This is a genomic window from Agreia sp. PsM10, from assembly GCF_030433855.1.
In the GTDB taxonomy this organism is placed as follows: Bacteria; Actinomycetota; Actinomycetes; order Actinomycetales; family Microbacteriaceae; genus Agreia.
On the sequence record NZ_JARUXC010000001.1, the window covers coordinates 62,859 to 89,222 of the forward strand.

30 protein-coding genes are annotated in these 26,364 nt (G+C 66.1%); 15 read left to right on the forward strand and 15 right to left on the reverse strand.

From position 1 onward, the window contains the following. The first annotated feature begins 70 nt into the window (after positions 1-70). A complete protein-coding gene (gene mca, locus QCD70_RS00305; protein WP_200920368.1) occupies positions 71-946 on the forward strand; it encodes a mycothiol conjugate amidase Mca in 876 nt (291 codons plus the stop codon). Continuing rightward, on the forward strand, positions 933-1,187 hold the full coding sequence (locus tag QCD70_RS00310) for a hypothetical protein (RefSeq protein WP_301213076.1): 255 nt from the start codon (positions 933-935) through the stop codon (positions 1,185-1,187). The genes mca and QCD70_RS00310 overlap by 14 nt, the downstream gene beginning before the upstream one ends. On the opposite strand, the gene trhA is transcribed toward QCD70_RS00310, so the two are convergent. Further along, complete coding sequence (gene trhA, locus QCD70_RS00315) at positions 1,175-1,876, reverse strand: PAQR family membrane homeostasis protein TrhA (RefSeq protein ID WP_301213078.1); 702 nt, start codon at positions 1,874-1,876, stop codon at positions 1,175-1,177. The genes QCD70_RS00310 and trhA overlap by 13 nt on opposite strands. Positions 1,877-1,916: 40 nt before the next feature. Between trhA and QCD70_RS00320 the strand changes: the two genes are divergently transcribed. From QCD70_RS00320 to QCD70_RS00335, 4 genes are all read left to right on the forward strand, one after another. Then, on the forward strand, positions 1,917-2,702 hold the full coding sequence (locus QCD70_RS00320; protein ID WP_301213080.1) for an isoprenyl transferase: 786 nt from the start codon (positions 1,917-1,919) through the stop codon (positions 2,700-2,702). Between the two features lie 300 nt (positions 2,703-3,002). After that, complete coding sequence (locus QCD70_RS00325) at positions 3,003-4,301, forward strand: PhoH family protein (protein WP_055948429.1); 1,299 nt, start codon at positions 3,003-3,005, stop codon at positions 4,299-4,301. An 89-nt stretch (positions 4,302-4,390) separates the two neighbouring features. Beyond that, on the forward strand, positions 4,391-4,939 hold the full coding sequence (locus QCD70_RS00330) for a prepilin peptidase (protein WP_301213081.1): 549 nt from the start codon (positions 4,391-4,393) through the stop codon (positions 4,937-4,939). Then, a complete protein-coding gene (locus tag QCD70_RS00335; protein WP_301213082.1) occupies positions 4,936-5,448 on the forward strand; it encodes an NUDIX hydrolase in 513 nt (170 codons plus the stop codon). The genes QCD70_RS00330 and QCD70_RS00335 overlap by 4 nt, the downstream gene beginning before the upstream one ends. Here QCD70_RS00335 and QCD70_RS00340 read toward each other — a convergent pair. The 5 genes from QCD70_RS00340 to xseA form a co-directional block, all read right to left on the reverse strand. Beyond that, positions 5,445-6,869, reverse strand: coding sequence for a class II fumarate hydratase (locus tag QCD70_RS00340; RefSeq protein WP_301213083.1), 1,425 nt, complete (start codon positions 6,867-6,869; stop codon positions 5,445-5,447). The two genes, QCD70_RS00335 and QCD70_RS00340, sit on opposite strands and share 4 nt — an antisense overlap. 65 nt (positions 6,870-6,934) lie before the next feature. After that, positions 6,935-7,570 carry a carbonic anhydrase gene (locus QCD70_RS00345; protein ID WP_301213085.1) on the reverse strand — a complete coding sequence of 212 codons (636 nt, stop codon included), beginning with the start codon at positions 7,568-7,570 and terminating at the stop codon, positions 6,935-6,937. After that, positions 7,567-8,232 (reverse strand): DUF4245 domain-containing protein, encoded by a 666-nt coding sequence (locus QCD70_RS00350; protein WP_301213086.1) that lies wholly within the window; start codon positions 8,230-8,232, stop codon positions 7,567-7,569. The genes QCD70_RS00345 and QCD70_RS00350 overlap by 4 nt, the downstream gene beginning before the upstream one ends. 6 nt (positions 8,233-8,238) lie before the next feature. Next, a complete protein-coding gene (locus QCD70_RS00355; RefSeq protein WP_055930016.1) occupies positions 8,239-8,469 on the reverse strand; it encodes an exodeoxyribonuclease VII small subunit in 231 nt (76 codons plus the stop codon). Positions 8,470-8,479: 10 nt separating this feature from the next. After that, positions 8,480-9,742, reverse strand: coding sequence for an exodeoxyribonuclease VII large subunit (xseA, locus tag QCD70_RS00360; RefSeq protein WP_301213087.1), 1,263 nt, complete (start codon positions 9,740-9,742; stop codon positions 8,480-8,482). A 94-nt stretch (positions 9,743-9,836) separates the two neighbouring features. Here xseA and QCD70_RS00365 point away from each other — a divergent pair, with 94 nt between their 5' ends. Next, positions 9,837-10,874, forward strand: coding sequence for a 4-hydroxy-3-methylbut-2-enyl diphosphate reductase (locus tag QCD70_RS00365; protein ID WP_301213476.1), 1,038 nt, complete (start codon positions 9,837-9,839; stop codon positions 10,872-10,874). On the opposite strand, the gene QCD70_RS00370 is transcribed toward QCD70_RS00365, so the two are convergent. Continuing rightward, positions 10,861-11,376 (reverse strand): DUF6264 family protein, encoded by a 516-nt coding sequence (locus QCD70_RS00370; RefSeq protein ID WP_301213089.1) that lies wholly within the window; start codon positions 11,374-11,376, stop codon positions 10,861-10,863. The genes QCD70_RS00365 and QCD70_RS00370 overlap by 14 nt on opposite strands. An 11-nt stretch (positions 11,377-11,387) precedes the next feature. Beyond that, complete coding sequence (gene fbaA / locus QCD70_RS00375; protein ID WP_055930005.1) at positions 11,388-12,416, reverse strand: class II fructose-bisphosphate aldolase; 1,029 nt, start codon at positions 12,414-12,416, stop codon at positions 11,388-11,390. Positions 12,417-12,536: 120 nt separating this feature from the next. On the opposite strand from fbaA, the gene glpX reads away from it, so the two are divergent. After that, on the forward strand, positions 12,537-13,523 hold the full coding sequence (gene glpX / locus QCD70_RS00380) for a class II fructose-bisphosphatase (protein WP_301213090.1): 987 nt from the start codon (positions 12,537-12,539) through the stop codon (positions 13,521-13,523). A 30-nt stretch (positions 13,524-13,553) separates the two neighbouring features. On the opposite strand, the gene QCD70_RS00385 is transcribed toward glpX, so the two are convergent. After that, positions 13,554-14,798: a DNA recombination protein RmuC gene (locus QCD70_RS00385; protein WP_301213091.1), complete on the reverse strand. Its 1,245-nt coding sequence runs from the start codon at positions 14,796-14,798 to the stop codon at positions 13,554-13,556. 51 nt (positions 14,799-14,849) lie between these two features. Then, the gene (locus QCD70_RS00390; protein WP_301213093.1) at positions 14,850-15,440 is read right to left on the reverse strand and encodes an exonuclease domain-containing protein; all 591 of its coding nucleotides are present in this window, start codon (positions 15,438-15,440) and stop codon (positions 14,850-14,852) included. Between the two features lie 75 nt (positions 15,441-15,515). Between QCD70_RS00390 and ychF the strand changes: the two genes are divergently transcribed. From ychF to QCD70_RS00405, 3 genes are all read left to right on the forward strand, one after another. Continuing rightward, positions 15,516-16,589 (forward strand): redox-regulated ATPase YchF, encoded by a 1,074-nt coding sequence (ychF, locus tag QCD70_RS00395; RefSeq protein WP_301213095.1) that lies wholly within the window; start codon positions 15,516-15,518, stop codon positions 16,587-16,589. A gap of 75 nt (positions 16,590-16,664) precedes the next feature. After that, the gene (locus tag QCD70_RS00400) at positions 16,665-17,207 is read left to right on the forward strand and encodes a hypothetical protein (RefSeq protein ID WP_301213097.1); all 543 of its coding nucleotides are present in this window, start codon (positions 16,665-16,667) and stop codon (positions 17,205-17,207) included. Between the two features lie 124 nt (positions 17,208-17,331). Then, a complete protein-coding gene (locus QCD70_RS00405) occupies positions 17,332-17,883 on the forward strand; it encodes an alpha/beta fold hydrolase (RefSeq protein WP_301213099.1) in 552 nt (183 codons plus the stop codon). Between the two features lie 96 nt (positions 17,884-17,979). On the opposite strand, the gene QCD70_RS00410 is transcribed toward QCD70_RS00405, so the two are convergent. Both QCD70_RS00410 and QCD70_RS00415 read right to left on the reverse strand, forming a co-directional pair. Beyond that, positions 17,980-18,444: a universal stress protein gene (locus QCD70_RS00410; RefSeq protein ID WP_301213101.1), complete on the reverse strand. Its 465-nt coding sequence runs from the start codon at positions 18,442-18,444 to the stop codon at positions 17,980-17,982. A gap of 4 nt (positions 18,445-18,448) precedes the next feature. Next, on the reverse strand, positions 18,449-19,864 hold the full coding sequence (locus QCD70_RS00415) for an APC family permease (RefSeq protein WP_301213102.1): 1,416 nt from the start codon (positions 19,862-19,864) through the stop codon (positions 18,449-18,451). Positions 19,865-19,981: 117 nt separating this feature from the next. Here QCD70_RS00415 and QCD70_RS00420 point away from each other — a divergent pair, with 117 nt between their 5' ends. Beyond that, complete coding sequence (locus QCD70_RS00420; protein WP_301213103.1) at positions 19,982-21,577, forward strand: ABC-F family ATP-binding cassette domain-containing protein; 1,596 nt, start codon at positions 19,982-19,984, stop codon at positions 21,575-21,577. 11 nt (positions 21,578-21,588) lie between these two features. Here the strand turns inward: QCD70_RS00420 and QCD70_RS00425 are convergent, their stop codons facing one another. Then, the gene (locus QCD70_RS00425) at positions 21,589-22,107 is read right to left on the reverse strand and encodes a hypothetical protein (protein ID WP_301213104.1); all 519 of its coding nucleotides are present in this window, start codon (positions 22,105-22,107) and stop codon (positions 21,589-21,591) included. A gap of 99 nt (positions 22,108-22,206) precedes the next feature. Next, on the reverse strand, positions 22,207-23,565 hold the full coding sequence (locus QCD70_RS00430) for an HNH endonuclease signature motif containing protein (protein WP_301213105.1): 1,359 nt from the start codon (positions 23,563-23,565) through the stop codon (positions 22,207-22,209). Positions 23,566-23,742: 177 nt separating this feature from the next. Here QCD70_RS00430 and QCD70_RS00435 point away from each other — a divergent pair, with 177 nt between their 5' ends. Then, positions 23,743-24,264 (forward strand): cupin domain-containing protein, encoded by a 522-nt coding sequence (locus QCD70_RS00435; RefSeq protein ID WP_301213106.1) that lies wholly within the window; start codon positions 23,743-23,745, stop codon positions 24,262-24,264. Between the two features lie 69 nt (positions 24,265-24,333). Further along, complete coding sequence (locus tag QCD70_RS00440; protein ID WP_301213107.1) at positions 24,334-25,056, forward strand: hypothetical protein; 723 nt, start codon at positions 24,334-24,336, stop codon at positions 25,054-25,056. A gap of 60 nt (positions 25,057-25,116) precedes the next feature. Here QCD70_RS00440 and QCD70_RS00445 read toward each other — a convergent pair whose 3' ends face one another. Further along, positions 25,117-25,530, reverse strand: coding sequence for a DUF7715 family protein (locus tag QCD70_RS00445; protein WP_301213108.1), 414 nt, complete (start codon positions 25,528-25,530; stop codon positions 25,117-25,119). A gap of 87 nt (positions 25,531-25,617) precedes the next feature. On the opposite strand from QCD70_RS00445, the gene QCD70_RS00450 reads away from it, so the two are divergent. Then, on the forward strand, positions 25,618-26,340 hold the full coding sequence (locus tag QCD70_RS00450; protein WP_301213109.1) for a copper resistance CopC family protein: 723 nt from the start codon (positions 25,618-25,620) through the stop codon (positions 26,338-26,340). Positions 26,341-26,364: the final 24 nt, after the last annotated feature.

The window sequence follows — 26,364 nt, forward strand, 5'->3', positions numbered from 1 at the left end:
GAAGCAGCGATTAGTCTTAGGTGTTGGTTAGATGTCTAGGCTAATCGGCAAAGCTGTGGAGATGAGACCGATGACGCTGCGCCTGATGGCCGTGCACGCCCACCCCGACGACGAATCGAGCAAGGGCGCGGCGACGTACGCCTACTACCTCGATCGCGGGGTCGAGGTCATGGTGGTGAGCTGCACCGGGGGAGAGCGCGGCAGCATCCTGAACGAGTCGCTGGCAGAGCGTCGTCACGCCGAGAGAGACATGGCGGGCCTGCGTCGTTACGAGATGCAGGCTGCCCAGAAGGCCGTCGGCTTCGAGCACCGCTGGCTGGGCTACGCCGACTCGGGGCTGCCCGACGAGGGCGAGCCGCTTCCGGCGAACGCGTTCGCGGCGATCCCCGTCGAGATCTCGGCCGAGCCTCTCGTGCACCTGATCCGCGAATTCAAGCCGCAGGTGCTGATCACCTATGACGAGAACGGCGGCTACCCGCACCCCGACCACATCCGGTGCCACGAGATCTCGGTGCGCGCGCTCGAGGCGGCATCCGATGCCGCGGCCTACCCCGACGCGGGAGAACCGTGGGGCGTCTCCAAGCTCTACTACGACCGCATCTTCAGCTACCAGCGCATGCGTGCCGTCTACGACGAGATCGTCGCGACAGACCCCGAGAGCCCGCTCATCGCATCCATGACCGAGATGCGCTCGTGGATGACGGAGAGCCCGTTCCTCGCCACGACCCAGGTGCCGGCCGGCCCCTTCTTCGACGTGCGCGACAACGCATTGAGGGCACACGCCAGCCAGGTGTCGCCCGACAGCCCGTTTTTCTTCTGGCCCAATGAGCTGCAGCAGAAGGCCTGGCCGTTCGAGGACTACCAGCTGGTGAGATCGACCGTCGAGACGACCATGCCCGAAGGCGACCTGTTCGCCGGAATCGAGGACGACGATGTACGGCTTTGATCACCTCGCTGCGACGGTCACGACCGCTCTGCTGAGCGCCGACGACCAGCCGCAGTTCGACCCCGACACCGTGACTCCCGGGTTCATCGGGTTCATCGCCACGTTCGGCGTGGCCGCCATCGTGATCCTGCTGGTGATCGACATGGTGCGCCGCGTGCGCCGGGTGAACTACCGCGAACAGGTGCGCCAGCAGCTCGAGCAAGAGGCTCGGGATGCCGACGGCACGAGTCAGCTGCCGTAGGCGGGCTTCAGCACGATCAGCAGGATCGCTGTCCAGTGGCAGAGGAACGCCACCAGGGTGAGCGCATGGAAGATCTCGTGGAAGCCGAACCGGCCGGGGAACGGGTTGGGCCGCTTGAGCGCGTAGACCACGGCGCCCACGGTGTAGCAGACGCCCCCGATGAGCACGAGCAGCATCATGGCGGCATTCGTGGCGAGCAGGTCGCCCAGATACATGACCGCGGCCCAGCTCAGCACGAGGTAGAGCAGCACGTACAGCCACCGGGGGGCGTCGATCCAGAACACCCGGAACCCGATGCCGAACAGCGCGCCCGCCCACACGAGGCACAGAAGAAGGATGCCCTTGTCGGGCGGGAGGGCCAGAACGGCGATCGGGGTGTAGGTTCCGGCGATCAGCAGGAAGATGTTGGCGTGGTCGATGTGCTTCAGGAGCCGCTTCATGCGCGGCTGCCAGTTGAAGCGGTGGTAGAGCGCGGAGTTTCCGAACAGCAGCAGTGACGTCGCCATGAACACGGCGCTGGCCGTCTTCGCCGCCGCTCCGTCCGCGAGCACGATGAGAACGATGCCGCCCACGATGGCGAGCGGGAAGGTGCCCGCGTGGATCCAGCCGCGCCACGTGGGTTTGATTTCGACGGGGTGTTCGAGGGCGTCGTCGAGAAGGGGAATCCTCGGAAGGTCGGGCTCGGGCATGGCACCAGCGTACGCGCCGGAAGACGGGTAGCGTATCCGTGTGTCCATCGAAGAGAATCCCCGGGGCAGCGGCTTTCTCTACGGCCTCTACCAGAAGCGGCTGCGGCGTGAACTCGCCGTCGAGGCCCTGCCGCACCACGTCGCGATGATCATCGACGGCAACCGCCGCTGGGCCAAGCAGCGTCTGCTCGGCACCGCTGCCCACGGGCATCGCGCCGGTGCCGCCAAGATGCGCGAGTTCCTCGTCTGGTGCGACGACCTCGGAATCAAGGTCGTGACGCTCTACCTGCTCTCGACGGACAACCTCACCAGTCGCAAGAAAGACGAGCTCGACGAGCTCGTCGACATCATCGCCGAGCTGGCCGGTGCCCTGTCGCACTTCAGGGACTGGCGGATCAAGCACGTCGGCAGCGATCTGGGCCTTCCTCCGACACTCGTCTCCGCCCTTGACGAGGCCGAGGAGCGTACCGCGGGCCACACGGGTCTCCACGTGAACCTCGCCGTCGGCTACGGGGGCCGCACCGAGATCGCCGATGCCGTGCGCAGCATCATCCGGGCCCACCAGGAGCAGGGCCACACGCTCGAAGACCTGGCGGAGAGCATCGACCAGGAGCTCATCGCCGAGCATCTCTACACCGGTGGCCAGCGCGATCCCGACCTGGTCATCCGCACCTCCGGCGAACAGCGACTCAGCGACTTCATGCTCTGGCAGAGCGCGCACAGCGAGTTCTACTTCATGGAAGCGCTCGGACCGGACATCCGCGAGGTCGATTTCCTGCGCGCCCTGCGCGACTACTCGCGCAGGCACCGCCGATTCGGCGGCTGAGCCCACGGCATCCGGCCCCCTTCGTTTACATGAACGTAACCGAACTCGGGGCGTGTCGTCACCTCTCGAAACACATCGGCACGTAGCGTCAAGTTTCATCAGGTATGGCACCTGGTCGAGTCGGCCACATAAGTACGACTCGAGGAAAACCTGAGACTTGAGAAAGGCTTAGGGGCCGACTCGCCACAGTGATCCGAGTGCATCGCGCTCGGGGTTGGAGTAGTCGTGGCCGATCGCAATTCCCACCAGTCAGCCGACACCGGAGTCCGCACGCGGACAACCGATGCGGCGCCGGCAGCCGTGAACCAGAAGGAACGCACCTACGTTCTTGACACCTCGGTTCTGCTGTCCGATCCCAAGGCGATCTTCCGTTTCGCGGAACATCCGGTCGTTCTGCCGGTCATCGTCATCACCGAGCTCGAATCCAAGAGGAACGACCCGGAGATCGGATACTTCGCCCGCCAGGCGCTGCGCAACCTCGATGAACTCCGCGTCCTGCACGAGCGGCTCGATTTCCCGATCGCCGTGGGCGACGGAGGAAGCCTCCGAGTCGAACTGAACCACTCCAACATGTCGGTGCTCCCGTCGGGGCTGCAGCTGAACGACAACGACTCGCGCATCCTCGCCGTGGCCCTCAACCTGGCCAACGACGGACTCGCCGTGACGGTGGTGTCGAAAGACCTGCCGCTGCGCGTCAAGGCCGCCTCCATCGGCCTCGCCGCCGAGGAGTACCGGGCCGAGCTCGCCGTCGACTCAGGCTGGACGGGGCTCGCGGACATCACCCTCGGATCGGACCAGATGTCGTCGCTCTACGACGCGGAGTCGATGGAGACCGACCTCGTCGACGGCATCCCCGTGAACACGGGTCTCGTCATCCACTCGGATCGGGGTTCGGCGCTCGGACGCGTCACCGGCAAGCGGAGCTTCCGTCTCGTGCGCGGCGATCGCGACGTGTTCGGACTCCACGGCCGTTCCGCCGAGCAGCGGGTGGCCATCGACATGCTGCTCGACCCCGAGGTCGGAATCATCTCGCTGGGAGGTCGAGCCGGAACGGGAAAGTCGGCTCTGGCCCTCTGCGCGGGACTCGAGGCCGTTCTCGAGAAGCAGCAGCACCGCAAGATCATGGTGTTCAGGCCCCTCTACGCGGTCGGTGGGCAGGAGCTCGGCTTCCTGCCGGGAGACGCGTCCGAGAAGATGAACCCGTGGGCGCAGGCGGTCTTCGACACCCTCGGTTCGATCGTGTCGCAGAACGTGATCGACGAGGTGATCGAGCGCAACATCCTCGAGGTGCTTCCGCTCACCCATATCCGTGGTCGTTCGCTGCATGACGCCTTCGTGATCGTCGACGAGGCGCAATCGCTCGAACGCAACGTGCTGCTCACCGTTCTGAGCCGCATCGGCCAGAACTCGCGAGTGGTGCTCACCCACGATGTGGCCCAGCGCGACAACCTGCGTGTCGGGCGGCACGACGGCGTCGCGTCGGTGATCGAGACGCTGAAGGGGCATCCGCTGTTCGGGCACATGACCCTGACGCGATCGGAGCGGTCGGCGATCGCCGCGCTCGTGACCGAGATGCTGGAGTCGAACGAACTGGCCTGACGGCCCTGACGCGGGGCGGTGCCCACGCGGAGTCGTCCCCTGTGGATAACTCCCGTCGGCCCGCCCCGCACCTCGTTACCGTGGGGGCCATGACAAGGACCCCCGCCCACGTTCTGGTCGTCTGCGTCCTGGGTATCCTCGCGTGGGCGGCCCTCGGCGGTGGTCCTGGATCGATCACCGCCCTGTGGCTCGCCCTCGTCTCCCCGAGCCTCGTGGTCATCGATGTGCGCCTGAGGCGCCTGCCGAACGTGCTCGTCGTGCCGGGCCTGGGGGCTGCGCTCATCGATGCCGGCTGGTTCGCCGTCGAATCCGGCCGATTCCCCGCCGCGGCCGTCCTCGCGACGTCGATTCTGGTCGCGGCGATGCTCGCCCTGAACCTCCTCGGCGGGCTCGGCATGGGCGACGTCAAGTTGACGGCGGTGATCGCCGGATGCCTGTCGCTCTTCTCGCCCTGGACTGCCGTCGCAGCCGTGCTGCTGGCTTTCATGCTGGGCGGCGTGTACTCGGCCGCGCTCCTGATACGACGCCGAGAAGGCAGGGCCGCACGCATCGCCTTCGGGCCCGTGCTCCTGCTCGCATTCTGGGCTGTGATCACGGCCCTTGCCGCGCAGGCTGCTTCGGTAGTGTCGGTGTCGTGACAGACCACTCGATGCCGATGCGTCGCCAGACCGTTCACCGCAACCCGTGGTTCGAGGTCGAGCACACCGAGGTCGGTCCGCTGGACTGGTTCGAGGTCACGCGTGCAGACAGCGCGATGGTGATCGCCGTCACCGAGGCCGGCTCGCTCGTGATCGTGCGAGGCCCTCGGCACACCACCGGAACCGACGCATTCGTCGAGCTGCCGTCGGGTGCCCTCGAGCCGTCGGAGAAGGCAGAGGCCGCGGCCCGCCGGGAGCTGCTCGAGCAGACGGGCTACTCAGTGGGCGAGCTGAGGTCGCTCGGCTGGTTCTTCGAATGCCCGGGCATCACGGAATCGAAGTGCTTCGTCTTCGCCGGCCCCGTCACAGGGTGGAGCACGGCGACCCTCGAGCCGGCGGAGCATTGGACGAGCGGCCTTGCGTCCCCCGACGAGGTACGTGCCGCGATGGCCTCAGGAGCAATCCGCGACGGGGGAACGCTTGCCGCGCTGGCCCTCTACTGGAACTAGGCCGCGGGCGGCGTGGTCATCGAGAGCACGTCGAGCGCGGAATCGAGCTGGTCGAGCGTGACCTCGCCCCGCTCCACGAATCCGAGTTCGATGACGGCCTCGCGAACCGTGACCTTGTTCGCGACGGAGTGCTTGGCGATCTTCGCTGCGGCCTCGTAGCCGATGATGCGGTTGAGCGGGGTGACGATCGACGGCGACGACTCGGCGAGTGCGCGGGCGTGCTCGAGGTTGGCCTCGAGGCCCGCCACGGCCTTGTCTGCCAGAAGCACGGATGAGCTCGACAGCAGGCGGATCGACTCGAGGAGCGCGGTGCCCATGATCGGGATTGCGACGTTGAGCTCGAATGCACCCGACGCGCCCGACCATGCGATGCTGGCGTCGTTGCCGATGACGCGGGAGCAGACCATCAGTACGGCCTCGGGGATGACGGGGTTGACCTTGCCGGGCATGATCGACGATCCGGGCTGCAGGTCGGGGATGTGCAGCTCGCCCAGGCCCGCGTTCGGGCCGGAGCCCATCCAGCGCAGGTCGTTGCAGATCTTGGTGAGGCTCACCGCGAGCACTCGCAGGGCACCGGATGCCTCGACGAGCGAATCCCGTGCGCCCTGGGCCTCGAAATGGTCGCGCGCCTCGGTGATCGGCAGGCCGGTCTCCTCTGCGAGCAGCCGGATGACCAGCTGGGGGAATCCGGCCGGCGTGTTGATGCCCGTTCCGACCGCGGTGCCTCCGAGGGGAACCTCGGCGACGCGGGGGAGCGCGGACTGCACACGCTCGATGCCGAGTCGGATCTGACGGGCGTAGCCGCCGAACTCCTGACCGAGGGTCACGGGGGTGGCGTCCATCAGGTGCGTGCGTCCGGCCTTGACCGCGGTCTTCCACAGCTCGGCCTTCGCCTCGAGGGCGACGGCCAGGTGCTCGAGGGAGGGAATGAGCTGCGTGATGAGCGCACCCGTGACGGCGATGTGCACAGAGGTGGGGAAGACGTCGTTCGACGATTGCGATGCGTTGACGTGGTCGTTCGGGTGGACCCGGCTGCCCAGGCGAGCCGAGGCGAGGGTGCTGAGAACCTCGTTCATGTTCATGTTCGACGAGGTGCCGCTGCCGGTCTGGTAGACATCGATCGGGAACTCGTCGTCGAGCGACCCTGTGATGACCTCGTCGGCTGCAGAGGCGATCGAGTCGGCGATGGCCTGGTCGAGTACGCCGAGCTGCGCGTTCGCCAGGGCGGCCGCCTTCTTGATGCGGGCGAGAGCCGCGATCTGGGCCGACTCGAGTCGGTCTCCGGAGATCGGGAAGTTCTCGACGGCACGCTGCGTCTGCGCGCCGTACTTGGCGTCGACGGGCACGCGAACCTCGCCCATCGTGTCGTGCTCGATCCGGAACTCGTCGGTTCCGTGCGTTCCGGTTGCTGTGTCCACCACTGTGTGGCCTGCCTTCCTGTGGGTTTCGCCCGGGTGGGCGGTGATTCGGAGTGTGGTGCCGAGGGTCAGACGGAGCCGATCACGAGATCGGCTACAGCCCTGCCCTCAGCCAGTCTGTAGTTCGCGCCGACGATGGCGAGCCGGCCGTCTGCGACGGCCTCGCTGATCATCTCGGAACTCTCGAGCAGTTCTCGCACGGTGTCGCGCAGGTGCAGGCGACCGACCTCGTGCGGGTCGACCGCTGCGGTCGCGTCGTCGCCGTGGTGTTCGGCGGCGTGCACGGCGGGCGTGATCTTCTCGATGATGCCGCGGATGTGCACGGGCAGCAGCGGCGCATCCGGACCGACGGATTCGATGGCTGCTGCGACGGCACCGCACTCGTCGTGGCCGAGGACCACGATCAGCGGCACGCCGAGCACGGCCACGGCGTATTCGAGGCTCCCGAGCACGGAGTCGGAGATGACCTGACCCGCGTTGCGCACGACGAAGAGGTCGCCGAGGCCTTTGTCGAAGATGATCTCGGCTGCGAGACGGGAATCGCTGCACCCGAAGAGCGCGGCTCGGGGAGCCTGCCCGGCGGCGATCTGGTGCCTGCGCTCGACGTCTTGCCGGGGATGACGCGGCGTGCCGTTGATGAAACGCTCGTTGCCGCGCACCATCTCGCCCCAGATCTTGGCCGGTGTTCGTGGTGAATCGCTCATGGTGTCGCCCCTGTGGTCTGTTGTTCGATCGCGTCGGTGATGGTCGACGCCAGCGCCTCTGCTTCTTCGGGTGTCGCCGTTCCGGCGACGATGAACGTGCTGCGGCCCGCTTCGGTGGTGAGAGCGTATTTCACATTCCCCACGTCACGGTCGGAATCGCGGTTGTCGTATACGGTCCACTCGATGCCGTCGATCGTGGCGGTGCCGGTCGGCGACGTCTGCTTCAGTTCGGTGACGAGCCAGCTCGGATTCGCGTCGATTCCCTGCGTGATCGACAGGAACTGCTTCGACGGCGTGATGAGTCCGACGAACCACGAGGTCACTCCGTCGAGGCTCGCCGTCCGGATCTCCGCGACGTTCGAGGTCCACGTGTCGGGGAGCTCGGGCACCGCGAGGGGCACGGGGAGCGTGCGCTGGGCGCTGACCGCCACCGCACGGTAGTCGACGGCCTGCAGCCGCGACGAATCGTCTCTCGGAACGAGGAGGACGATGAGGGCGACGATGCCGACGGTGACGCCGACGGCGACCCAGAGGTTTCGGATCGTCTTGCTGTCGCGGTAGTTCTTGGAGTTCTGCGCCTTCCGGGCTGCCTCTTCCTCGGGCGTCTCGGGTCGTCCGAGTTCCGCCACGATGGGGCGGGGTTTCGGGTCGCGGCGGGCCACCTCGTGCTACTCGGAGACCGACTGGCGGGCGGCGTCGAGCCGGGCCTTGGCGCCGATCAGCCAGTGCTCGCATCGCCGCGCGAGCGCCTCGCCGCGTTCCCAGAGGGCAAGCGACTGCTCGAGGGTCGACGAACCCTGTTCGAGTTCGGTGACGACCCGCACGAGTTCGTCGCGAGCCTGCTCGTAGCTGAGAGCATCGATGTCTTCTGTCGACGGAGTCGTCGCGGAGGAGGGCATGGTTCCAATCTTATTCTGCGGTGGAGGATGTGGCGGCGGCGAGTGGGCCTCGGGAGCCCGTGGACGTGGCGCCGATCGCCCCGTCGGAGACCGTGATCGTGAGACCGGCACCGCTCGGCGCGTCGTCTCGGCCGCGCACGATCGACCCGCCGTCGCGCTGCACGATGGCGTATCCCCGATCGAGGGTGCGTTGCGGCGAGAGCGCCCTCAGGTGGGCGACCAGCTGCCGGGTGCGGTCGTCTGCCCGCTCGACGATGCGTGAGGCGAGCTCGCTGCCCCGCGCCACGTAGCGGGTGAGTTCTTCGCTTCGCACGTCGATCAACCAGCTCGAGTCGGCGAGCACGGGGCGGCTGCGCAGCTGACCGAGCCTGTCGATCTCGTTCTTGATCACGTGGTTGATGCGCACGCCCAGTCTCGCCCTGGCCTGGAGAACGCGGGAGAGCTCCTCGGCCACGTCGGGCACGACGCGCTTGGCCGCGTCGGTGGGTGTGGAGGCGCGAAGGTCGGCCACCTCGTCGAGCAGGGGGCGGTCGGCCTCGTGGCCGATGGCACTGACGATCGGGGTGGTCGCGGCAGCGGCGGCACGCACGACGCCCTCATCGCTGAACCCGAGGAGGTTCTGAAAGTCACCGCCGCCTCGGGCGATGATGATGACGTCGACCTCGGGGTCGGCGTCGAGCTGTTGGATGGCGGCGGTGATCTCGCGGGGCGTGCGGTCACCCTGCACGGCCGCGTGCACCACGCGGAACTCGACCGACGGCCACCGGAGCTGCGCATTGCGCAGCACGTCTTTCTCGGCGTCGCTGTCTTTGCCGGTGATCAATCCCACGCAGTGAGGGAGAAATGGCAGGCTCTTCTTTCGCGAGGCGTCGAACAGGCCCTCGGATGCCAGTTGCCGCCGCAGCCGTTCGAGTCGCTCGAGCAGGTCGCCGAGCCCCACATGCCGCATCTCGAACACCTGCATCGTGAGCGTTCCGCCCTTGAGCCAGTAATTCGGTTTGACAAGGGCCACGACCCGGTCGCCCTGCTTGAGGTCATCGGGAATCCGGCCGCGCACGCTCGACCAGATGGTGAAGCCGATCGTGACATCGTCGGTGACATCGCGCAGTTTGCCGTAGACGTTCGCACCCGACACGCCCCACTGCGTGATCTGCCCTTCGACCCACGCGGTGCCGAGCCTGTCGATGTAGCCCTTGATCTTGCTGGAGAGGAGGGCGACCGGCCACGGATTCTCGAGAGTCGCCGGCGCGCCGGCCTGCGGGGCGTCTGTCATGCGGGTGCTCCCTGCGCGTGGATCTGTCGACGGCCGACCTCCCGGTTTTCACGGTTACCATGGAGGAGTGAGCCAAGCCACTATAAGTCTGCCGATGCCGAGGATTCCCGGCGTACGAAACAGGCTAAAGGATACCCCCGTCACCGGGGAGAAGAAGGTGCTGCTCGCAGCGCCCCGAGGCTACTGTGCAGGAGTGGACCGCGCGGTCGTCGCAGTCGAGAAAGCGCTCGAGCACTACGGCGCCCCGGTGTACGTGCGCAAGCAGATCGTGCACAATATCCACGTCGTGCAGACACTCGAGAAGCGCGGCGCGATCTTCGTCGAGGAGGTCGACGAGGTTCCGCCCGGCGCCCACGTGGTGTTCAGCGCCCACGGTGTCTCGCCGGCAGTCGTGCAGGGAGCCGCCGATCGCGGCCTCCAGGCCATCGATGCCACGTGCCCCCTCGTCACCAAGGTGCACCGCGAAGCCGTGCGCTTCGCCCGCGACGACTTCGAGATCCTTCTCATCGGGCACGAGGGCCACGAAGAGGTCGAGGGCACGGCCGGAGAGGCGCCCGAGCACACGACGCTCGTCGGCAGCCCCGACGAGGCCGACACCGTCGTGGTCCGCGACCCCGACAAGGTCGTCTGGCTTTCCCAGACCACGCTGTCGGTCGACGAGACCATGGAGACGGTGAACCGCCTGCGTGCGCGCTTCCCGAATCTCCAGGACCCGCCCAGCGACGACATCTGTTACGCGACCCAGAACCGCCAGGTGGCCATCAAGAAGGTCGCCAAGAATGCCGACCTCGTCATCGTGGTTGGCTCGGCGAACTCGTCCAACTCCGTGCGCCTCGTCGAGGTCGCGCTCGAGTACGGCGCCAAGGCCGCCTATCGCGTCGACTACGCGCACGAGGTCAAGCAGGAGTGGCTCGACGGCGTCAACACCGTCGGGGTCACGAGCGGCGCATCCGTGCCCGAGGTTCTGGTGCAGGATCTGCTCGATGAGCTGGCCGGAGCCGGCTACGGCGACATCGAGACGGTCATCACGGCCGAGGAAGACCTGATCTTCTCCCTGCCGAAGGAACTCCGCAAGGACATGACCGGCAAGAACGACGCCCGGGCCCTCGGCGGTCGGATCAGCTCGAACTGATCGACGTCAGGAGGCCGGGGTCCGCGACCAGGGCCAGCACGAGGCATCCGAATGTCACGATGAGGGCGAGTGCGCCCATCAGCAGCGGAACGGGCCACGATCGGCGGCGCTGACCGATCAGCCTCACCGTGATCCAGATGGTTGCCGCGAGAAGCACGAGCTGCGCGATCGCGGCTACGGCACCCGCGATGTCGACAGCCGATCCGCCGCCGTATTCGCCCAGACCTCGGTCTGCGTAGAACATGTCGATCGTGCTGCGCAGACCGAACAACGACGGAACGCTCGACGAGCTGAACATCACCGCAGTCACGAGCAGGAACACAGAGATCGATGCGTCGACGACGCGGTAGGGCTTAGCCGGAGTGCCCTCTGTGGCCTGCGGATCAGGGTCTTCCTGCTGAGTGTCATCGACCTCTGCAGCGTGCGGATCGGCTGGAGGCGACCAGACCCACCCCTCGGGTGCGAGTTCGCCGTAGCGAGGAGTGGGCCGGTCGTCTGCCATCGTTCGGGTGTCTACTTTCCCGAGTTGCCGGCGGAGCCGAGCTGGTGGGTGGACTCGATGACGCGGGCGGCCATGGCCGTCTCGGCCAGCTTGCCCCACGACCGAGGGTCGTAGACCTTCTTATTTCCGACTTCTCCGTCGACCTTGAGGAAGCCGTCGTAGTTCTTCAGAACGGTGTCGGCCACCGAACGGCTGAACGCGTACTGCGTGTCGGTGTCGATGTTCATCTTGATGACGCCGTTGGCCACAGCCTCCGAGATCTCCGCATCCGTCGATCCCGAACCGCCGTGGAAGACGAGGTCGAAGGGCAGCGGGCCGGTGCCGTACTTGGCCTGCACGCCGTCCTGGATCTCCTTCAGGAGTTCCGGACGGAGCTTCACGTTGCCGGGCTTGTAGACGCCGTGCACGTTGCCGAAGGTGAGAGCGGCCATGTAGCGACCCTTGTCTCCGAGTCCGAGGGCCTCGACCGTGGCGATCGCGTCGTCGACCGTCGTGTAGAGATGCTCGTTGATGTCGTGGCTGACGCCGTCCTCCTCGCCACCGACGACCCCGATCTCGACTTCGAGGATGGCGTTGATGGCGCGGGTGCGAGCGATGATGTCTTGGGCGATCTCGAGGTTCTCTGCGAGGGGAACGGCCGATCCGTCCCACATGTGCGACTGGAAGATCGGGTTGCGGCCGGCCTTGACCTCGGCCTCGGACGCGGCGATCAGCGGCAGGACGAAGCTCTCGAGCGCGTTCTTCGGGCAGTGGTCGGTGTGCAGTGCGACGGTGACCGGGTAGTTCTTGGCCACCTCGTGGGCGAACGCGGCGAAGGCGAGTGCTCCCGTGGCGCGAGCTCCGGTGCGCGTGTGGCCGGCGAAGTAGTCCGCGCCGCCTGTCGTGACCTGGATGATGCCGTCGGATTCGGCCTCGGTCAGTCCCTGGAGGACGGCGTTGAGGGTCTGCGACGACGACACGTTGAACGCGGGATACGCGAACCCCTTCGCTTTCGCGGTGTCGAGCATCTGGGCGTACTGGTCAGGCGTTGCGATGGGCATGGTTTCTCCTTGTGTCTACGCGACTTCATCCTAGGGGAGAGACCCACCGGTACTCTGGAGTAGCCAGGCGATGACGCGCGACAGGAGCCGTCACGTGGCCACGATTCAGTGAGGTCTGCAATGACGAATACCGATACCGACGCCCTCTACCTTCACCCCGATCGCAACCTGGCCATGGAACTGGTTCGCGCGACCGAGGCTGCCTCCATCCGTGCATACCCCTTCATCGGTCGTGGCGACAAGCTCGCCGCCGACGGCGCCGCCGTCGACGCCATGCGCGCCTTTCTCACCACGGTCAACTTCGACGGCGTCGTCGTGATCGGCGAGGGCGAGAAGGACGAGGCCCCCATGCTGTTCAACGGAGAGCACGTCGGCAACGGTCGCGGGCCGGCCTGCGACATCGCGGTCGACCCGATCGACGGAACCAGCCTCACCGCCGCGGGGCGCCAAAACGCTCTCTCCGTCATCGCCGTCTCCGACCGTGGCACGATGCTCGACGCGTCGAGCGTCTTCTACATGGACAAGATCGTCACCGGACCCGAGGGCATCGGCGTGATCGACATCGACCGCCCGATCGGCGACAACATCCGCGCCCTCGCCAAGGCCAAGGGCAAAGACGTCTCCGACATCAAGGTCGCGGTGCTCGACCGGCCGCGGCACGTCGGTCTGATCGAGGAGATCCGCGCCGCCGGTGCCGGCACCCGTCTGCTTCTCGACGGCGACGTCGCCGGCGGCATCAACGCGGCCCGCTACGAGACGCGAACAGACATGTGCGTCGGTGTGGGCGGGAGCCCCGAGGGCATCGTCACGGCGTGCGCCATCAAGGCTCTCGGCGGCCTCATCCAGGGGCGCCTGCTGCCGAAGACCGACGAGGAGCGCCAGCGTGCGATCGACGCGGGCCTCGACGTGGACCGCATCTACGAGGCCGACGATCTGGTCAGGGGCAACAACACGATGTTCGTGGCGACGGGTGTGACGGATGGCGGCCTGGTCGCGGGGGTGCGCAAGAAGGGCCCGATCATCCGCACGGAGAGCCTGGTTCTGCGCAGCCGCTCGGGCACCATCCGACGCATCGTCGCCGACCACATCGCTGACAAATGGTTCTAGGCCTTCGACGGTTCTAGGCCTTCGACGGTTCTAAGCCCTCGCCTCGGTCCTCTCCAGTTCGGCGACCAGTTCGAAGCTCGACAGCTCGCGGCGCTGCTCCTCGATCGTGGGGAGCACGCCGAGCACGGTCGACTCGTCGAGTGCGTTGAGCTTGCGCGCTGTCGGAAAGACCTGCCGTTCGAGCGATCCGACGAACGAGTTGTAGTCGCGCACACTGCGTTCGATCGATCGACCGAGCTTCTCGGCGTGCGTGGCGGTGGTGGCCAGGCGCGTGTACAGCTCCCGGCTCAGGTCGAAGAGCACCTTCGCGTCGTGCGTGAGCACGTCTTGCTGCCAGCTGTAGGCGACGGTCTTCAGCACCGACCAGAGCGTCACGGGGGAGGCGAGGGCCACTTTGCGTGAGAACGCGAACTCCATGATGCTCGGATCGGCCTCGAGCGCGCTCGACACGAGGGATTCGCTCGGGATGAAGGCGATCACCAGTTCGGGGGAGGCCTCGAGGCCGGACCAGTAGCTCTTGTTGCTCAAGCTGATGATGTGGTCGCGAACCGCTTTGACGTGGCGTTTCAGCAGGCGGTCTCGTTCTGCACCGTCGGCCCCGGTGGCCGTGGCCGGAATGAGGCTGGCCTCGAGATATGCGTCGAACGGAACCTTCGCGTCGACGGCGATGTTCTTGCCGCCGGGCAGATGCACCACCATGTCGGGCCGACCCGCGCCGCTCGACGAGACGATGCTGGTCTGAACGTCGAAGTCGACGCGTTCGATCAGGCCGGCCGCTTCGACGACGCGTCGCAGCTGCGTCTCTCCCCAGACGCCCCGGGTGCTGTTGGAGCGAAGCGCAGAGGCGAGCGACTCCGCAGTGCTGCGCAGGCGTTCTTCGGATTCGGTGGCGTGGCGCAGCTGTTCGCTCAGTTCGCCGTGCTGCTTCTGTCGCTGCTCCTCGAGCTCCGACACCTTGCGCTGAACCAGCCGCAGGCTCTCGGCGACCGGGCTGAGGGCGACCAGAACCCGCTCGTCCGAGCTGACCCTCTCTGCCTCTGCCTCGCTCATCTCACGGATTCGCTGTTGGAATTCTGTGATGCGCCCCAGCTGCAGCTCGAGCTGCTCGCGTAGTCCTGCGTTTGTGGCCTCGGCTGCAGCCGATCGAGCCTGCAGCTCGGCCAGCGGCCTCGGGTCGAAGGCCGGAATCCTGCTGGCGCGGAGCATCCAGCCGATGGTGCCGCCGAGCGCCACGCCGATGAGCAGACCGAGCACGAGAGCGAGTATGGGATCCATGCCGGAAGTCTCGCACCGGCCCCCGACATCGCCGGAAGGATCGGCCGCGCGTCAGATAACGGGTGCGACGACCGCCGGTCGCAGCTGCGAGATCTTCACGCCCGCGGCCCCGGCGAGGGTCTCGATCGAGTTCACCTCGTGACGGTCGGCCGCATGGATGATGATCGCCGCGCACGCCTCGGCATCCGCCAGCGCGTCGTGGTGCCGGAAGTCTTCGAAGCCCGCCGCCATGGCTGCCACCGGCAGACGATACGAGTCGAGCGAGTAGGTCTTGCGCGCGATCTGCAGGCTGCAGGCGTAGGCGTTCGGCGGGCACTCCACGCGGGCCGCCGCGCTCGCCGCGCGGATGACGGCCATGTCGAATGCCGCATTGTGCGCCACGAAATGATCGTCTCCGACGAAGTCGACGAGCTCGTCGAGCTGCTCCTCCCAACCACGGGCGTCTTCGACGTCTTCGCGGTAGATGCCGTGGATCTTCGTGTTCCACGGCAGGAACTCGTCGAACCCGATCTCGGGCTTGATGAACCACGAGGCCTCGTCGACGACGACGCCGTCGCGCACCTTGACCAGACCCACCGAACACGCGGACTCGCGATAGGAGTTGGCGGTCTCGAAGTCGATGGCAGTGAAATTCAGGGGCACATGTCGATGCTCTCACGGGGTACCGACCCCGGTTCCGAAGAGAGCCCGCGCGCCGGGCAAGTACGATGGATGCTCGTGGCTCTCACTATTGCAATCGTCGGTCTGCCCAATGTCGGCAAGTCCACCCTGTTCAACGCCCTGACAAAGAACCAGGTGCTCGCAGCGAACTACCCGTTCGCCACGATCGAGCCGAACGTGGGTGTCGTCAACCTTCCCGATGCGCGCCTCGCCGCCCTGGCCGAGATCTTCGGAAGCGAGCGCATCCTGCCTGCCCCCGTGTCGTTCGTCGACATCGCGGGCATCGTGAAGGGCGCGAGCGAGGGCGAGGGCCTCGGCAACAAGTTCCTCGCGAACATCCGTGAAGCGGATGCGATCGCGCAGGTCGTGCGCGGATTCACCGACGAAGACGTGGTGCACGTCGACGGCAAGGTCGACGCGGCCAGCGACCTCGAGACCATCAACACCGAGCTGATCCTCGCCGACCTGCAGACCCTCGAGAAGGCGGAGGCCCGCTTCGAGAAAGAGGTCAAGGGCAAGAAGGCCGACCCCTCGACTCTGGTGGCCGTCAAGGCTGCACGGGAGTGGCTCGACACGGGCAAGCCGCTCTCAGCGTCGACGATCGACCTCGAGCCGATCCGCGAGCTCGGACTGCTGACCGCCAAGCCCTTCATCTATGTCTTCAACATCGACGAGGGCGTGCTGAACGACAAGGCGAAGCTCGATGAGCTCGCGGCTCTCGTCGCCCCCGCCCACGCGATCTTCCTCGACGCCAAGCTGGAGTCGGAGCTGATCGACCTCGACCCGGCCGACGCCGCCGAACTGCTCGAGTCGACCGGACAAGAGGAGAGCGGCCTCGACCAGCTCGCCCGCATCGGCTTCGACACGCTCGGACTGCAGACCTACCTCACCGCCGGCCCCAAAGAGACCCGCGCCTGGACCATCCCGAAGGGCGCCAAGGCCCCGCAGGCCGCCGGCGTCATCCACACGGACTTCGAGAAGGGCTTCATCAAAGCCGAGATCATCGGCTTCGACGACCTCGTGGAGACCGGCTCGATCGCCGAGGCGCGCGCCAAGGGCAAGGCGCGCATCGAGGGCAAGGACTATACGATGCAGGACGGCGACGTCGTCGAGTTCCGCTTCAACGTCTGAGTGCCGTGATGTGCCTCGGTCGGCGAAGATGCTGAACAACCGAGGAAGGTTAGGCATGACAATCGAGTTCGAACGGTGAGCTCCGACGCGACGGTGGTTGCGCGCTACGACGAGGCCAAGCGAGCCGCCGGCGAGCAGACCCTACGAAGGCTTGTGCGCAAGCAGGGAATCCTTCTGCTGATCCTCGGGATGTTGTTCGGGCTCATGGCGCTGGCACCGTTCGTCGGCGTGGTTACCGACGGGTGGAGCGTCACCGCGGCCTTCGTCCTCGGCGAGATCGTGATGCTCGTGGTTCCCGTCGCAATCGGTGCGCTGGGAGTGCGACAACTTCGGCGGAAGGTGCACCTGCCCGAGGTCGCGGTCACGATCACTCCCATCGCCGTGCTGTTTCCTGCCATCGACCGGCCATCGGCGTTGGCACCTCGGATCCGTGCCGAGGAGTGGGCCCGGAGCGGAACGAGCGCCGAGATCTTTGCGGCGTCCGGCCTGGAGGCGGCACACGTGGTGTTCACCCGGCACGACGGAGGCAAGCGGCGCCGACGCATGATCGCCGCCGGCAACCTCGATCTCGACCCCCGGGTCCTCGTCGATGCACTGAGGAGCCCGTACACCTCATAGCGATGGCGAGCGGCGCCCCCTCGATGGCTGCGCCGCTGACGATCACACGATTTCCCTTTCTCCCTCCAGTAGGGTGTCGGAGGCGAGCGGGAGCTTCGCCGTCGTACGAAAGGGAGCCCAGACCATGACCGATAACCAGATCTTCGAACCCGATGCACGCGCGATCTCGTACGCGGTCGAGGGGAACGGCCCCGCGGTCGTTCTGGTCGCCGAGAAGGGTCTTCCCATCGACTACCTCGGCACGCTCGCCCACATCCTCGTCGAAGAAGACTTCCGCGTTCTGCGCATCGCCGCAGGCAGCGCCTCGGCGCACGAACTGGCTCAGGCCGTCGTCGACATCATGGATGCCGTGGGCGTCAAGGACGCCTGGCTGGGTGGCCACGGGTTCGGCGGCTCCGTCGCTCGCGCCGTGGCTCTGGACTTTCACGACCGCGTCAACGGCGTGCTGCTGCTCGGCGTCGAGGCGGGAGACCTGACGCTCGCCGAGGGCCTGCCCGTGCTGGTCATCCAGGGATCTGCCGACGAGACGACCCCGCCCGCGAACGGCGAGGCGCTGCAGGCTGCCGCTCCCGACCGGGTGAGCATCGTGTCGATCGATGGCGGCGGCCACATGTTCCCCTCGGAGAACGTGGGCGCGACCTCGTGGGCCATCGAGGACTACCTCGACTGGGACTGACCTTCTAAGTGCTGAACGCGCTGATTGCCGACCAGCGCGGTGGCCGCGCCACCGCGGTCGGCGAGAACTCCCGCGCTCGGCGCAAGGCAGAAAAACTCAGCCGAGCGCTCGTTCACTGTGCGGGGTCGGGCGGCACACCAGCACGGGGCACGGCGCGGAGTGCTGCACACGCGCGGCCGTGCTGCCGAGCAGGATCGTGCGGCTGAGGCCACGGCTGCCGGCGGCCATCGAGATCAGGTCGGCATCGAGATCCTCGGCCGCCCGGATGATCTCCTGGGCCGGTGATCCGCTGCGCACCTCCTTGTGGACCCGCGGCCCCCAGCCGTCGAATTCCGCTGCGACGATGTCGACGGCGGTCGAGGCATCCTGTCGAAAGCTCAGTTCGGTCTGGGCGGGTGGATGCTGTGGGCCCAGTTCATTGGCGAAGGGTGCGGCCGCGTAGGGACTCACCACGGCGAGAACGGTCACATCGGTGATCTCGCGACTGTCTGCGATCCACTTGAACTGGCGGGCGCCGACAAGGCTCGCCTGGGACCCATCGGTTGTGACGATGACATGCATTGGCTCAGACCGCCTTTCTCTTGCCGAAGAAGTTCTGCACGAGGTAGAGAACCAGCCCGACGGCCAGCAGCCCGGCGACCCAGAAGAGCGCATCCGGGTCATCGATGAGCGTGTAGACCAGCACCGCGAGGTTGCCGACGATGCCGATGATCAGCAGCGGGGTGTTCGCCCGGTAGGTGTCGTCGGTCTCATCCTTCCCGCGCAATTTCAGGCATGCCACGATCACCAGGGCGTAGATGAACAGAAGGAACACGACGGTGATCGTGGCCAGCCTGTCGACGATGTCGAGCTGCTCCTCGGCGGGAATCCCCGCCTGGCTCGACCTGATGATGGCACCGGCGACGAGAAGGGCTCCCACGACAACGGAGCCGAAGAGCAGGGCAACATACGGGCTGCGTCGGGTGGGATGCACCTTCGCGAAGACGGCGGGCACGACCTTTTCGCGAGCCATCCCAAAGAGGATGCGCGACTGTGCAACAACAGTGACCAGGGCGGTGTTGCTGATGGCGACCATCGCGATGAGGCCGAACACGACCAGCATGATGGCCGCGGGAATGAAGAAGAGGTCGGCCTCGATCACCACGAGCAACGTCTTGTCGGCCAGGTCCTTGATCGGCACGGCCAGAGCCGCGGAGATCGACACGAGCACGTAGACGACCCCCGCGGTGGCCATGCCGCCGACGAGAGCGCGGGGAAATGCGCGGGACGGGTTGATCGTCTCTTCGGCCACATTCGCCGCGTTCTCGAAACCCGTCATGGCGAAGAACGCCAGGGAGACCCCGGCAAGAATGGCCAGGACGGCCGAACCGGCGCCTCCTTCGGTGTTGAACTGCAGGAGGACCGACGGATCGTTGACTCCCTCGACCAGGGCGATGACGCCGATGATCACGACGATGACGAGCCCGCTGATCTCGACGAAGGTCATCACGACGTTGGCGACGACGGACTCGGTGATGCCGATGAGGTTGATCACGGTGATGAGGGCGACGAACGCCAAGGCGATGCCCGTGCTCGCCCAGATCGCGTCTTCGGGCAGGCCCACGAGGCCGCTGAAGTACCTTACGAAACCCGCGGCGAGCGATCCGACCGCCGCCATGTTCGCCGACAACATGCAGATAGTGATGAAGAACGTCAGCACCGGGCTGCGGAAGGCCTTGTTGATGTAGAGAGACGCTCCGGCGGCCTGCGGGTATTTAGTCACCAGTTCCGCATAGGCGAGCCCGGTGATGAGGGCGATGGAGACGCCCGCGAGGAATGCCATCCAGAAGGCACCACCGACGGCTGCTGCGACCAGACCGACGAGAACGTAGATGCCGGAGCCGAGCACGTCACCGACGACGTAGAAATACAGCTGTCTGGCCGTGATCGAGCGCTTCAGCTCGCTCCGGCTGCCGACGGGTTCTTCTGTTGTCGTCCCCATTTCGACACAGTACGGCAATCGCGTCGCGTTTCCACGAAAAACTTCGATCCGGGGCGGCGGGTAACCTTGAGGGTCGCTGGGCCGCCCGAGGCGCATCGCCGTCGAGAGGAACCCCCAATGAGCCTGATCCGCCTGAACGACGTGAGTGTGAAGTTCGAGAACACGCAGATTCTGCGCGAGGCGTTCTTTCGCCTCGAGCCGAAAGACCGGGTGGGGCTCATCGGTCGCAACGGGTCGGGCAAGACCACGCTGCTCAAGCTCGTGCTCGACCAGGTGCAGCCCGATCAGGGGACGGTGACGGTCGAAGCCGGAGTGAAGATCGGTTACTTCTCGCAGTTCTCCGAACTGGATGGAGAGCAGACCATCTCCGAGGTGCTCGACGCCTTGTTCGTCGAGGTGCACGCCGTCGAGGACGAGCTCGCGGCGATCGATGCCTCGATCGCCGCCGATCCTACGGGGGGAGCCGCGCTCGACGCGCTCATCGAGCGTCAGTCCGAGCTCTTCGGCGAGATGGAGAGGCTCGACGGCTGGGACTACACCCGCAAGATCGACCAGGCGCTCACGACCCTCGGCTTCGACGAACCGCATCGCACGTGCCCGATCGATGACTTGTCCGGCGGATGGCGCAACCGTGCCGCGCTCGCGAAGATCCTTCTCGAAGATCCCGACGTGCTGCTGCTCGACGAGCCCACGAACTTCCTCGACGTGGCCGGAGTCGAGTGGCTCGAGTCCTGGTTCCGCGACTTCAAGGGCGCCGCCATCATCGTGTCGCACGATCGCGCCTTCCTCGATGTCGTCGTGACCCGCATCATCGAACTCGAGAACTTCCACCTGCACGAGTACCCCGGGAACTTCGGCGAGTACATCGTGCAGAAGCAGTTCCGCTTGAAGACACTCGAGGCCCAGTTCGTTCACGAGAACGAGCTGCTTGCCTTCGAGGCCGAGGGCATCGCCGACCGACGTGAGGCGGCGAAAGCCTCGAGCAGGAAGCTCGACAAGCAGTTGTCGGGAATCAAGAAGTCTCGGGCGCCCCGCCCCGTCGACCAGATCATCACCGAGATCTACGGCGGCCTGCATATCAAAGACGTACTGTGCCGCGTCGAGGGACTCGAGAAGTCCTACGGTGACAAGATGCTGTTCTCCGGTCTCGGCTTCGAGATCCGTCGCGGCAACCGCATCGTGGTGCTCGGCGCGAACGGCAGCGGCAAGAGCACGCTGCTTCGCGTTCTCACCGGCGACGAGAAGCAGGATCACGGCCACGTGGACTGGGCCTCGGGCGCGAAGGTCGTTTCGTACAACCGGATGCTCGACGAGCTCGACCTCGACGACACGGTCACGCATGCCGTCAACGCCCTGCCCGACAGCCTCGCCCTCACCGCGACGCGCAAGTCGGTGGGACGGTTCCTGGCCATGTTCCAGTTCTCGGAGGCCGACCTGAAGAAGCGCATCCGCGAACTCTCGGGAGGGCAGCGCGCCCGCGTCGCCATGGCCCAGTGCCTGCTGTCCGGCGCATCCGTTCTTCTGCTCGACGAGCCGACGAATCATCTCGACCTCGCCAGCACCCAGGTGATGGAGCGCGCCCTCGTGCACTTTCCCGGCGCCGTTGTCGTGGTCAGCCACGACCGGTTCTTCACCGACAAGATCGCCACCAGGATGCTCGTGTTCGGAGCGGCGGGCGCGGAGCCCGGCGAGATCGACGTCACCGCCGCGTAAGTGCGCGTGTGTCACCCGATCATGTAGATCAAACCCCACCCGCGTTTCATCATGCTCGCGACGAACTGCTGAGCATCACCGAGAAGGTCAAGGATGTACTTTCTTTCCCCGTCGTCGTCGTCACGGCAGAGCTCAGGGTGCTCCTCGAGCAGGTGATCGACATCGGCCGCGGTCACCTGGTCGATGTTCTGGGCCACGGCTGTGACTTCGTCGGCATCGAGTACTCCAAAGTATGGAATCCATCCGCGGGGAGTCATCGTGACCGCTCCCCGAACCAGGTCGAATGAAGTGCGGAAGGGGCCGTCCTCGTCGCCGAACAACAATTGCAGCTCGCGCCAGCATTTGTCGAGGTAGAGCACCTCAGGCTGGGGCCGAGGTTCTGAATCGATAGGTTGACCAGTCTCGTAATCGACTTCGATCAGGCCCCACGCGTCTGCGAGGGGATCTCGAGACATGAAGGCTTCAGGCTCGAGGCGAGCGAACATGACTTGCGAATCGGGCAGTGGACAGGCGTAATAGCGGATTCCCATAAGTCCGAATAGTGCAGCACCCGCGCCCGTACCTGCTCGTGTTGTCAACAATGACCATCGCTCGTCCTCCACAGACCCTTGGTTGCTGACACCCACGTCTCAGAAAGGCGGCGCGTCGGTATCAGTCACCGGTGAGCCGGGTGCTCCTTCGTCGACCGTGCCGCGGTACCAGTTGCGGGCCGGTGGGTCGGCGTTGTCAGGTGCGTCGGGGAAGCTGATGCGTCGGGGCGCGGGCTTCGCCAGGGGTGGAGGTTCGTGCTGCCTCGTGCGGCCCGATGGCGATATGGAGACCAGGGTTCCGTCAGCTCGAGTGATGAACTGCCACGCTGTCTTGTGTTTGACCTTGTGGTGGGGCGCGCATTGCGGAACGAGGTTCGTGATCGACGTTTCACCCTGGGGAAATGGCACGTTGTGGTCTGCGTCGCAGTCGCGGGCGACTCGTGTGCACCCCGGGAATCTGCAGGTGACGTGGATGAGGTCGACCAGTTCACGCATCTTCGGGTCGGGTTTATAGCGGGTGATGCCGGCGGTGAGGACGGCCCCGGTGGCGGGATCGGTCAACACCCGTGAGAAGTAGGGTGCGTTGACGGTCAACCGGGTCGCGGTCAGCGCGTCGATGGGCCCGTATCCCTCGAGAGACGCGCTCTCATCGCTGAACCCCAGCAGCGAGAGTGCTGGAACGGTGACATAGATATGCGCGCGGACCGCGTGTGCCGGAGCGCCCGGCATGCTGAGATGACCGTTCAGGAGCAGATCCGATGCCACATCCGCGTGAAGCTGCGCGATCGTGCGGGGATCGCCCGCGGCCTTGAGTGCGAGCGCCAAGCGGTGGACGCGGTCGCGGATGGCCTCGTTCTCAACAGCGGGCTGCCTGATTCCGAAGACCGACATTCCGTCGTCGTCGTCGGCTGTGTCGACGAACGTGTTGCGTGTCTTGGCAGCATGCAGATGACGCTCCACCGCGTCCTCCATCGTGGCGGCTTTGGCTTCTCGACCGGCTCTCGTGCGAAGGATGTGCACGGGCTGCTTCTTGGCGAGCTCGAGCATGCGCAGTTCGAAGTCGAGTTGCTTCTCGTCGGGGAGGCAGCCGCCGAATTGCACGATGATCTCGGCGTGGCGGAGAGAGATGTCACCGGAATAGAGTGCGCGGTGAGTGTGCACGAATGTCTCGGCGAGTTCGGCACTGGTCTCGATGAGGGCGTAGGCCGCTCGCTCGCTGAGATTCTCTGAGGAGGCGAGTTCTGTCGTGAACTCGCGTCTCGCGACGGCCTCTGCCGACCACTGCGGGCCCCCGCCAGACCGGTCGACCGGGTTGAGCGCCTGACCGGCGGCCCGTGCAACGGTGACCAACCTCGCCCGCTCTGCCTGCAGCGAGGCGATCTGCCGGGACATCTCGTTCACGTCGTCGATCGCCGCGCGAAACGAGCTGACGAGGCGCGAGTCGGGCTCGGTGATCACGGCGTGCCTTTCGCGCGGTGTGCAATGTATTTACCACTCAAGTATAACATTGCGCGTCGAAAAGTCGAATACATGTTCGAGACTTTGTCGGCCGCGATGAACCGTCCGCATCACTGCCGACTCACTACGCTGTGTAGCACTACGCGTGACTCATCGATGCTGTCCGAAAGGCTGTCCATGAAAGCGACCCGCCCCCGCCCGCTCGACCGTGTGCGGGTGACCGTACTCCTCTGTGCAGCGGCCTTCGCGATGTCGGCGTGCTCCACGACAACCGACGCCACATCCGCGACACCATCCGCGACCGCCACCGAATCGCCCGCCGAGACGCACGCTCCCGTAGAGGCCGTCGATCTCGCGGCCGGCGAGCAGGATGCCCCTGTCGAGGTCTCCGTGTCGGGCGACCACGGCGTCGGGGTCACCTTCAGGGAGATAACGCTGGAGCCGGGTGCGACCACGGGTGTGCACTGCCACTACGGGCAGCTCGTCGCCGTGGTCGCCGAAGGGTCGCTCACCCACTACGCCGACATCTATCCGAGTGGCGTGCACGTCTACGAGACGGGAGACAGCATCATCGAAGGGGCGGGATACCGCCACGAGGGGCGAAACGAAGGCGATGAGAGCGTCGTTCTCTGGGTGACGTACATCATTCCCGAGGGCAAGCCGCTCGCCGAGACCGACCTGTCCCACTGCGACGCCTAGGCAGAACAGACAAGACAGAGCACATCAGGGGGAGACCGCACCATGACGCATCATCCGCACAGAAAGCTCATGCCTGACGTCAGGCTGTGGACGGGAATCGCGGCGATCGCCGTCGCGATCCTCACGGCCACCGAGTTCTCGGTGCAGGTCTTCGTGGTGGGTGCGCGTCCCAGCCTCGACGACGAAGTCGCCCTCGTCGACTTCATGACGCGCACGAGCGGCGGCACCCTGCTCACGATCCTCATCGATACCATGCTGATGGCCGCGCTCATCGTGTTCCTGGCCGGGTTCCGCCAGCTCATCACGCACGCCGAGGTGGCATTGCAGTGGGTCGCCGACCTGGCCTATGGCGCGGGCCTCGTCTTCGTGGCGGTCACCCTCGTCGGAGACGCCATGGAGGCCGGCACCGCGCTCGACGTCACGGGCATGACCGGCGACTACTCTGTGCTTCGCGCCCTGACCGTGGGGCACACGATTCTCTTCGGCTCGATCGGATGCGTGTTGACGGCTCTCGTCGCGGCCGCCAGCGGGTACGTGACGCTCGGCTCCGAGGCCCTGCCCCGGTGGACGGGCTGGCTCGCCTACGCGGTGGCGGCGTTGAACCTCATCGCCGTTCCCACGATGTTCGGGGGAACCGACCCCGCTTCATTCTTTGCCGCCGGCGGAGCGGGAACGGCGCTCTTCGCGACCTTCCCATGGCTGGTCTGGGTGACGGCGATTGGAGTCGTGACGATTCGCGACCGACGCCGGCCCTACGACGTTCCTGCCGAGGGCACTGCCGCGGCGACCTGAAGCGATGCGCGAGGTCGGGGCGCTGAGTGGCCAGGCACGTGGCCGCTCAGAGCAGCTGTCCTAGACCGAGGTCGTCGAATGGCGCCTCACGTATGTGCAGTCGAAGCTGGTGCCGATGATCGTTCCCTCGTTGTAGTACTCGGCGACATCGAGCATGACGTCGACGGTCTCGTCGATCATCCTGTCGGCCTCCCGCGGCGAGAGAGATCGCAGCCAGCCGCCATCGGAGAGGCTCGACTCGACAGCCAGTCGGACATCGTCTTCGCTCAGAGCCGTGTCGCGTACGAGCGCCGTGGTCGTCGCACGATGCGACGCGAGACCGGAGAAGCCTCGACTGCACCCGCACCCGTTGTCAGGGTCGCGCCGATCTCGATCGCAGATGAATCCGAAGGTGACGATCTCGCCCTCGAAGCACCAGTTGTAGTCGTCGCCACGCGCCCCGTTGTCGAGACTCGTCGCACACAGTATTTTCATTCGTCATCCTCTCAATCGATGTGCTGAGACCGTAGACGGAGCCTCCGACACCGCAGATCCGCAGGTCGGTCGGCTATCGTGAGGCGGGTGACTCGACGCCTTCTCGCCCTTCCCTCCGCGCTCGCCGCGACCGCCGTTCTCGGCGCGGCACTCGTGCTCGCCGGCGCATCCAGTGCCTCGGCGCACGACGCGCTCGAGTCGTCGGCCCCCGCGGCCGGCGAGGTGGTGACCGCCGACCCCACCGTCGTCGCGTTGACCTACAGCGACGACCTCCTCACGCTGGGCGGCGACACGAGCGCCTTCGCGATCCAGGTGACGGATGCGTCGGGCGCGTTCCACGAGAACGGGTGCGTCGTCGTCGACGGCCTCGTCGCATCCACCGGAGTCGCCCTGGGCGATCCGGGAACGTACACCGCGACATGGCAGGTCGTCTCGAGCGACGGACATCCGACGTCGGGCAGCTATACCTTCGAGTACCAGCCCGTCGACACCGCGAACTCGCTGCCCGGCATGACGGCGGCGCCCGTGTGCGGAGACCAATGGGCCGGCTCGCCGCGCGAGGGCTCCGCCCCGGTGGCGACGCCCGAGCCCTCGATGACGACGATGGCGGAGGCGCCGGTGCAGACCCTGTCGGCGACCGCCGACCCCGCTGTCGACGGCGACACGAGCGACGACGGCGGACGCATCGGTGTGGCCATCGCGGTCTCGATCGGAGGTCTGGCCTTGATCGTCACGGTCATCGTGCTCACCCTTCGGCGCACCCGGCGCGACCCGTTCGACAAGCCCGAGGGGCCGTCGAAGGAGGAGTAGCGGCTTCGACGGACTCAGAGCTTC

Bases quoted from the DNA above. Each gene is read 5' to 3' on its own strand.
- QCD70_RS00355 (WP_055930016.1), bottom strand. From the start codon at position 8,469: ATGCCCTCCTCCGCGACGACTCCGTCGACAGAAGACATCGATGCTCTC.
- QCD70_RS00310 (WP_301213076.1), top strand. From the start codon at position 933: ATGTACGGCTTTGATCACCTCGCTGCGACGGTCACGACCGCTCTGCTG.
- QCD70_RS00420 (WP_301213103.1), top strand. From the start codon at position 19,982: ATGAGCCTGATCCGCCTGAACGACGTGAGTGTGAAGTTCGAGAACACG.
- QCD70_RS00365 (WP_301213476.1), top strand. From the start codon at position 9,837: ATGCCGAGGATTCCCGGCGTACGAAACAGGCTAAAGGATACCCCCGTC.
- mca (WP_200920368.1), top strand. From the start codon at position 71: ATGACGCTGCGCCTGATGGCCGTGCACGCCCACCCCGACGACGAATCG.
- QCD70_RS00330 (WP_301213081.1), top strand. From the start codon at position 4,391: ATGACAAGGACCCCCGCCCACGTTCTGGTCGTCTGCGTCCTGGGTATC.
- QCD70_RS00370 (WP_301213089.1), bottom strand. From the start codon at position 11,376: ATGGCAGACGACCGGCCCACTCCTCGCTACGGCGAACTCGCACCCGAG.
- QCD70_RS00405 (WP_301213099.1), top strand. From the start codon at position 17,332: ATGACCGATAACCAGATCTTCGAACCCGATGCACGCGCGATCTCGTAC.
- QCD70_RS00435 (WP_301213106.1), top strand. From the start codon at position 23,743: ATGAAAGCGACCCGCCCCCGCCCGCTCGACCGTGTGCGGGTGACCGTA.
- QCD70_RS00445 (WP_301213108.1), bottom strand. From the start codon at position 25,530: ATGAAAATACTGTGTGCGACGAGTCTCGACAACGGGGCGCGTGGCGAC.
- QCD70_RS00345 (WP_301213085.1), bottom strand. From the start codon at position 7,570: ATGAGCGATTCACCACGAACACCGGCCAAGATCTGGGGCGAGATGGTG.
- fbaA (WP_055930005.1), bottom strand. From the start codon at position 12,416: ATGCCCATCGCAACGCCTGACCAGTACGCCCAGATGCTCGACACCGCG.
- QCD70_RS00415 (WP_301213102.1), bottom strand. From the start codon at position 19,864: ATGGGGACGACAACAGAAGAACCCGTCGGCAGCCGGAGCGAGCTGAAG.
- xseA (WP_301213087.1), bottom strand. From the start codon at position 9,742: ATGACAGACGCCCCGCAGGCCGGCGCGCCGGCGACTCTCGAGAATCCG.
- glpX (WP_301213090.1), top strand. From the start codon at position 12,537: ATGACGAATACCGATACCGACGCCCTCTACCTTCACCCCGATCGCAAC.
- QCD70_RS00385 (WP_301213091.1), bottom strand. From the start codon at position 14,798: ATGGATCCCATACTCGCTCTCGTGCTCGGTCTGCTCATCGGCGTGGCG.
- QCD70_RS00440 (WP_301213107.1), top strand. From the start codon at position 24,334: ATGCCTGACGTCAGGCTGTGGACGGGAATCGCGGCGATCGCCGTCGCG.
- trhA (WP_301213078.1), bottom strand. From the start codon at position 1,876: ATGCCCGAGCCCGACCTTCCGAGGATTCCCCTTCTCGACGACGCCCTC.
- QCD70_RS00425 (WP_301213104.1), bottom strand. From the start codon at position 22,107: ATGGGAATCCGCTATTACGCCTGTCCACTGCCCGATTCGCAAGTCATG.
- QCD70_RS00410 (WP_301213101.1), bottom strand. From the start codon at position 18,444: ATGCATGTCATCGTCACAACCGATGGGTCCCAGGCGAGCCTTGTCGGC.